General features: G+C 57.0%; 7 protein-coding genes. 6 read left to right on the forward strand and 1 reads right to left on the reverse strand.

Features of this window, described 5'->3' with window-relative positions:
* From ABWQ00_RS15280 to ABWQ00_RS15295, 4 genes are all read left to right on the forward strand, one after another.
* A partial coding sequence (locus ABWQ00_RS15280) for a PALP domain-containing protein (protein ID WP_502908162.1) occupies positions 1–871 on the forward strand: 871 nt, incomplete at its 5' end.
* A gap of 6 nt (positions 872–877) precedes the next feature.
* On the forward strand, positions 878–2,134 hold the full coding sequence (locus ABWQ00_RS15285) for a molybdopterin molybdotransferase MoeA (RefSeq protein WP_353239519.1): 1,257 nt from the start codon (positions 878–880) through the stop codon (positions 2,132–2,134).
* Positions 2,131–2,382, forward strand: a complete 252-nt coding sequence (moaD, locus tag ABWQ00_RS15290) for a molybdopterin converting factor subunit 1 (RefSeq protein WP_353239520.1) — start codon at positions 2,131–2,133, stop codon at positions 2,380–2,382. The genes ABWQ00_RS15285 and moaD overlap by 4 nt, the downstream gene beginning before the upstream one ends.
* A gap of 4 nt (positions 2,383–2,386) precedes the next feature.
* Positions 2,387–2,875: a molybdenum cofactor biosynthesis protein MoaE gene (locus ABWQ00_RS15295; protein ID WP_353239521.1), complete on the forward strand. Its 489-nt coding sequence runs from the start codon at positions 2,387–2,389 to the stop codon at positions 2,873–2,875.
* 60 nt (positions 2,876–2,935) lie between these two features.
* Here ABWQ00_RS15295 and ABWQ00_RS15300 read toward each other — a convergent pair whose 3' ends face one another.
* A complete protein-coding gene (locus ABWQ00_RS15300; protein ID WP_353239522.1) occupies positions 2,936–3,487 on the reverse strand; it encodes a hypothetical protein in 552 nt (183 codons plus the stop codon).
* A gap of 86 nt (positions 3,488–3,573) precedes the next feature.
* Here ABWQ00_RS15300 and clpB point away from each other — a divergent pair, with 86 nt between their 5' ends.
* Complete coding sequence (clpB, locus tag ABWQ00_RS15305; RefSeq protein ID WP_353239523.1) at positions 3,574–6,168, forward strand: ATP-dependent chaperone ClpB; 2,595 nt, start codon at positions 3,574–3,576, stop codon at positions 6,166–6,168.
* 84 nt (positions 6,169–6,252) lie between these two features.
* On the forward strand, positions 6,253–7,449 hold a 1,197-nt coding region (locus ABWQ00_RS15310), incomplete at its 3' end, for a thiamine pyrophosphate-binding protein (protein ID WP_353239524.1).

Below are 7,449 nucleotides of genomic sequence, written 5' to 3' on the forward strand. Positions count from 1 at the left end.
CGACGAGAACATCCACAACATCGCCATTGAAGGGGTATTTGACGACTGCCAGGACATCGTTAAGGCGGTTTCCAACGACTTGGATTTCAAGCGTAAATACAAAATTGGCACCGTGAACTCCATCAACTGGGCGCGTTTGCTGGCCCAAGTGGTGTACTACTTTGCAGGTTACTTCCAAGCCACCCAAAGCAACGACCAAAAGGTCAGCTTCACGGTCCCGAGCGGTAACTTTGGCAACGTCTGCGCAGGCCATGTGGCCCGCATGATGGGTTTGCCAATTGACCGCCTCATTGTGGCCACCAATGAAAACGATGTGCTGGATGAGTTCTTCCGCACAGGCATTTACCGCGTTCGTAGCACGGCAGACACGCATGAGACGTCCAGCCCCTCGATGGACATCTCCAAAGCCAGTAACTTCGAGCGCTTTGTTTTTGATTTGCTGGAGCGTGATGCCACCGCGACCAAAGTCATTTTTGGCGATGGTTTGAGCCGCCAAGGCTTCTTCGATTTGTCAGGTGACCCACGCTTTGCCCGAGCCACCACCATCTATGGTTTTGACAGTGGCCGCAGCACCCACGCCGACCGCCTGAAGACTATCCAACGGGTGTTTGCAACCTACGGCGTCATGATCGACACCCACACCGCCGACGGGGTGAAGGTGGCCAAAGAGCACCTGAACCCGCGGGTGCCCATGATCGTCCTCGAAACTGCTTTGCCTATCAAATTCGCAGAGACCATTGTGGAAGCCTTGGGTCGCCAACCTGAGCGCCCCCCGCAGTTTGAAGGCATCGAAGCCTTGCCCAAGCGCGTGCAGGTCATGAAAGCCGATGTGGATCTGGTCAAGGCTTACATCCAGCAGCACTGCGACTGACAGTCCATGAGCACCGTTCCACGCGCCCCATTGATGACCTTGGACGACGCATTGCAGGCGTTGCTCGCGCGCATCAGTCCCTTGACCGAGGCCGAGTCGGTGGCCACCTTCGATGCCGACGGCAGAGTGCTGGCCGAAGACTTGGTTTCGGCCTTGCAGGTGCCAGCCTTTGACAACTCCTCGATGGACGGCTATGCGGTTCGCCGTGCTGATTTGTTGCAGCCAGGTGTCACATTGCGTGTGAGCCAGCGCATTGCAGCGGGTCGCACAGGGCAGCCTTTGCAACCCGGGCAAACCGCACGCATCTTCACTGGAGCCCCCGTGCCCGAAGGTGCTGACGCCATCGTTATGCAGGAGCAAGCCGAACCCGTGCCTGAAGAGCCTGATGCCGTGCGCTTTGCGGTGCTGCCCGAACCCGGCCAATGGATTCGCCGCAGCGGCGAAGACATCCGCCAAGGCCAGAAGGCTTTGCACCGTGGTCAAAAATTGGGGCCTGCCGAACTGGGCCTGGCCGCGAGTCTGGGTCTGGCGCACTTGCCTGTTTTGCGCCGCCCCCGGGTGGCCTTGTTTTCGACGGGCGACGAGTTGGTCATGCCGGGCGATGTGGCCCCGCAGGACATGCCTCCGGGCAGCATTTACAACTCCAACCGCTTTTTCCTGCGCACCTTGTTGCACCGCATGGGCTGCGAGGTGAGCGATCTGGGCATCGTGCCCGACCGACGTGAGGCCACGGTGGCCGCGCTCAAAACCGCGGCCGACCACCACGACCTGATCCTGACCAGTGGCGGGGTATCGGTGGGCGAAGAAGACCACGTCAAACCGGCGGTGCAGTCTTTGGGCGAGTTGAACCTGTGGCAAATCGCCATGAAGCCGGGCAAGCCCTTTGCCTACGGTCAGGTGCGGCGTCAGACCGCCGAGGGCGTGGCCCATTTTGTGGGCTTGCCGGGCAACCCGGTGTCCAGTTTCATGACCTTTTTGCTCCTGGTCAGACCTTTGCTGTGCCAACTGCAGGGCATGGTCGCATCTGCACCTCACACCCAACGCTTGCCTGCGCATTTTGCGTGGCCCAAGGCCGACAAGCGCCGAGAGTTTTTGCGGGTGCGCCGCAATGCGCAAGGCGGGTTGGACCTGTTTCCCAACCAAAGCTCGGGGGTGATGACTTCGGTGGTGTGGGCCGATGGGGTGGTGGACAACCCCGGTGGACAGACGATTGAGCCCGGCCAGCTGGTTGATTTTTGGCCTTTTTCGGAGTGCTTGGCATGAAAGTGCAGGTTCGCTATTTCGCCTCTTTGCGTGAAAGCATTGGTTTGTCGCATGAGAGCGTGGAGACCCAGACGGCCGATGTGGCCGCTTTGCGCAGTGAGTTGATGGCCCGGGGCGAGCACTACCGCGCTTGTCTTGCACCGGATCGTCCGGTGCGCATGGCTCTGAACCAGCTCATGGTGCAAGGCAACGCCGCCTTGACCGAGGGCTGCGAAGTCGGCTTTTTCCCGCCTGTGACCGGAGGTTGAAGTCATGACGGCCCGAGTCAGTATTCAGACGAATGACTTTGACGTGTCGACCGAGTTGGCCGCCCTGCAAGACCAGGACTTGCGGGTTGGGGCGGTGTGCAGCTTTGTGGGCACGGTACGCGACACCCGGGCGCTGACCGGTCAAGCGAGTGATGAAGTACAGGCCATGGAGCTGGAGCACTACCCGGGCATGACCGAAAAATCGATTGAAGCGATGATCGATGAAGCACACCTGCGCTTTGACTTTTACGCGGCTCGTGTGGTGCACCGCGTGGGGCGCTTGCTGCCTGCAGACCAGATCGTGTTGGTGGCCGTCACCTCGGCGCACCGGGGTGAGAGTTTCAAAGCCTGCGAATTTTTGATGGATTACCTGAAAACCCAAGCCCCATTCTGGAAAAAAGAGCAAACCCCCGAAGGTGCGCATTGGGTGGATGCCCGCGTGTCCGACGATGCTGCACTCGCCCGCTGGGGCATACAGAGCCGCAACGTATAACTCTCTCCAAATCCATGTGCAGTCCCAACATAGCGTCTCGGTTAGCAAGACTTGAGTGTCTCAATGCTTGTAGGGCGCAGGGTTTGTTTCGGAAAACAGTTCGGGGACAGAGTCTTCAAACATAACCGGTGAGGTCAAGCCCCATTCGGCCTTGGTGATGATTTGATGAACCAAATGGATCAGACCGTGAACCAAAGGCGCTTGCAGGTCCAGATGACAAGATTGCCCGGTGTCGCCGTTCTTTTCTTGAAATACCACTTGCAAGCTGCCATTGGGCTGGAGGCTCAATTGGGCATCCGTCACCAACATGGGTTCTGATCCCGTAGGGCGTGGGCCTGGTTTGCTGGCGTAAGGTGTTGTGAAATCCGCTTGTTGTAAAAAAGTCTCCCGTTTGATCTCTGTGAGGATGCGCTGCGAATCGGCATCTGTTGCGGCTACACCGTGTTGGCTGGCTTCTAGCTTGACCAACGAATGGCCCATGGCCGGTAGCAAGCGTGCGACCATTCTTCGGGTAAGCCAAAAACGGAATTCTTGCAAATCCTGGGTGTTCAGGCGCAACAAAAGCCGATCTTGACGATCATCGTGGCTGACGGACAGCTGGTGAATTTGCATTCCTTGATTTTAGGCAACAAAGCGCCGACCTTGACGCCTTGAAAATATGAGATGTCCCCCAAGCTGTTGGACATTGGAGAAAGATCATGCGATTAGACAAATTGACAACCAAATTTCATGAGGCGCTGTCTGATGCGCAATCTCTGGCTTTGGGTGCTGACCACGCTTACATAGAGCCTGCACATGTGTTGTTGGCAATGCTCAAACAAGACGATGGCCCCAAATCTTTGCTGATGCGCGCCGGTGTTCAGGTGCCGGCTCTAATGATGGCAGCTCAAACTGCGGTGGACCGATTGCCCAAAGTGACTGGGCAAGACCAAGTACAGGTCGGACCAGAATTGGCCAAGCTGATGCAAGCGGCTGAGAAAGAGTCCATCAAACGGGGCGATGCCTTCATTGCCAGCGAGCTCTTTTTGCTGGCCTTGACCGATCACAAAGGTGAAGTTGGGCGATTGGCCAAAGAGCAGGGCATGAGCCGAAAGAGCCTGGAATCGGCCATTGACTCTGTGCGTGGTGGGCAAAATGTGGGCAGTGCTGAATCTGAGGGGCAACGCGAAGCCCTTAAAAAGTACTGCATTGACCTGACCGAACGGGCCCGCATGGGCAAATTGGATCCGGTGATTGGCCGCGACGACGAGATTCGACGCGCAATCCAGGTTTTGCAGCGCCGTACCAAAAATAACCCGGTCCTGATCGGTGAGCCGGGTGTGGGCAAGACAGCAATTGTGGAGGGGTTAGCCCAACGCATTGTGGCCGGCGAAGTTCCAGATTCGCTCAAGGGTAAGCGCGTCTTGTCGCTTGACATGGCCGCTTTGCTGGCTGGTGCCAAGTTTCGTGGCGAGTTTGAAGAGCGCTTGAAGACCGTTCTGAGTGAATTGGCCAAAGACGAAGGTCAAACCATTGTTTTCATTGATGAGTTGCACACCATGGTCGGCGCAGGCAAGGCCGAAGGGGCGATGGACGCGGGAAACATGCTCAAGCCCGCACTGGCCAGGGGAGAGTTGCACTGTGTGGGTGCGACCACGTTGGACGAGTACCGAAAGTACATTGAGAAAGACGCAGCTTTAGAGCGCCGTTTTCAAAAAATATTGGTCAATGAACCGTCTGTCGAGGCCACCATTGCGATTTTGCGCGGTTTGCAAGAGAAGTACGAAATTCACCATGGCGTGGACATCACCGACCCGGCCATCGTAGCGGCTGCCGAGCTCAGCCACCGTTACATTACCGACCGATTTTTACCCGACAAAGCGATCGATTTGATCGATGAGGCGGCGGCCAAAATCAAAATTGAGATCGATTCCAAGCCTGAAGTGATGGATAAACTCGATCGACGATTGATCCAGCTTCAAATTGAGCGCGAGGCCGTACGGAGAGAAAACGATGAGGCGTCGCAAAAGCGCCTTGCCTTGATCGAAGAAGAAATCGTCAAGCTCAAAAAAGAAGCCGCCGATTTGGAAGAAATTTGGCACGCCGAAAAAGCACAAGCGCAAGGCGGGCAGCAAGTGCGGGAAGAGATCGACCATCTGCGCCAACAAATTGACGAGTTGACCCGCAAAGGCGATTTCAACAAGGTGGCTGAACTGCAATATGGCAAGCTGCCTGCCCTGGAGAAAACGCTCAAAGAAGTTCAAGCCAAAGAGTCCTCACCTGGAGAGAAACCAGTGCACCGTTTGCTGCGCACCCAAGTGGGCGCTGAAGAGATTGCTGAGGTCGTATCGCGCACCACGGGCATACCAGTGTCCAAAATGATGCAGGGTGAGCGCGAGAAACTGCTTCAGATGGAAGATAAATTACACCAACGCGTGGTGGGCCAAGACGAGGCGATTGCGGCTGTGGCCAATGCCATTCGCCGTTCACGCTCAGGCCTGTCCGATCCCAATCGACCAACGGGGTCCTTTCTCTTCTTGGGACCAACGGGTGTGGGCAAGACCGAGTTGTGCAAAGCTTTGGCAGGTTTTTTGTTTGACAGCGAAGACCATCTGATTCGCTTGGACATGAGCGAGTTCATGGAGAAGCACTCGGTGGCCCGTCTGATTGGTGCGCCACCGGGCTATGTAGGCTACGAAGAGGGCGGTTATTTGACTGAGGCTGTGCGTCGCAAGCCCTACAGTGTGTTGCTGCTGGACGAGGTTGAAAAAGCACACCCGGATGTGTTCAACGTGTTGTTGCAGGTGCTCGACGATGGTCGCCTGACCGATGGACAAGGCCGAACAGTCGACTTCAAAAATACCGTGATTGTGATGACTTCCAATTTGGGTTCGCATTTGATCCAGTCCATGGTGGGGCAAGCTGCCGAAGACATCAAGGATGCGGTGTGGGATGAACTCAAGACTCATTTTCGCCCTGAATTTTTGAACCGCATCGATGAGACGGTGGTGTTTCATGGGTTGGATGCTCAACACATTGCTGCGATTGCCGAGATCCAGTTGCAGGTCCTGCAAACCCGACTAGCACTCATGGACCTGACTTTGAAGGTCAGTTCGGCAGCCTTGTCGGAGCTGGCCAAAGTGGGGTTTGATCCGGTGTTCGGCGCAAGGCCACTGAAAAGGGCGATTCAGCAACGGCTGGAAAACCCCTTGTCCAAACTTTTGCTCGAAGGACGTTTCCCACCTAAGTGCAGCATCGAGGTCTCGGTCGACCCGGTGCGTGCCCCGGGTCAGTTCGATTTTCAAGTGGTCTAACACGCTCTTCGATGCCGAAGGCCTGACTAGCCGTGCTTGCACGGCTGTGACAGATGGCTTTCCTGGCCTTGGGCACAATAGGGCATGACTTCAAAAATTGCTGGCCACCTTCTCGTTGAATGCCTCTTGGCCCAAGGCGTTACCCATGCTTTCGGAGTGCCCGGCGAGAGCTATCTGGCGGTGCTGGACGGCTTTCACTTCTACCGCGAGCAACTCACTTTTGTGACTTGCCGCCAAGAAGGTGGGGCGGCTTTCATGGCCGAGGCCCAAGGCAAGCTCACTGGCCGCCCCGGCATCTGCTTTGTCACGCGCGGGCCAGGGGCCACGAACGCGTCGATTGGTGTGCATACCGCCTTTCAGGACTCCACGCCCATGGTGTTGTTTGTGGGCGATGTGGCCAGCGACACCCGCGACCGCGAGGCCTTCCAGGAAATGGACTACACCCATTTCTTTGGCCCTTCGACCAAAGGTATGGCCAAACGAGTCGAGCGCGTGGACGACCCTGAGCGTCTGCCTGAGTATGTGGCCCGCGCTTTTGCCACGGCCATGAATGGTCGACCTGGCCCTGTTGTGTTGGTGTTGCCCGAAGACATGCTGTGCCGCCCCGTTAAGGCCCAAGCCTTAGGGCGCGTGGAGCCGGTTCAGGCTTGGAGCGACCCTGGTGCCTTGCGCGCGTTGCGTGACATGCTGTTAGCCGCTCAAAAGCCTTTGGTGATTGCAGGTGGCGGTGGCTGGACGCCCCAAGCGGCCCAAGCCTTGCAACGTTTTGCCGAAAACTGGCAGCTGCCAGTGACCAATGCCTTCCGTTTTCAGGACACGTTCGACAACCACCATCCCTTGTACGCTGGAGATGTGGGCATCGGGATTGGTCCGGCACTGGCCCAGCGCGTGCGCGATGCCGATCTGATTGTGGCCATCGGGCCGCGCTTGGGTGAAATGACCACTGGTGGCTACACCTTGCTGCAAGCGCCGAAAACCCGCCAGAAGCTGGTGCACATCCATGCCAGTGCCGAAGAGCTGAACCGTGTTTACCAAGCTGATTTGGCCATCAATGCCACCCTCAACGCTGCCGCACGCAGCCTGGAGGTCTTGAGCGCACCCAATGTGCTGCCTTGGACCGATTGGACGCGAGCCGCGCACACCGATTACTTGGACAACCTCAAGCCTCAGGCTTTGCCTGGTGCCATCGACATGCCTGCCATTGTTGCAACCCTTCAAAAGCATCTGCCCATTGATGCGGTGCTCACCAACGGTGCCGGTAACTTTGCCAGTTGGATGCAC

Source organism: Limnohabitans sp., from assembly GCF_040400975.1.
Taxonomy (GTDB): Bacteria; Pseudomonadota; Gammaproteobacteria; order Burkholderiales; family Burkholderiaceae_C; genus Limnohabitans_A.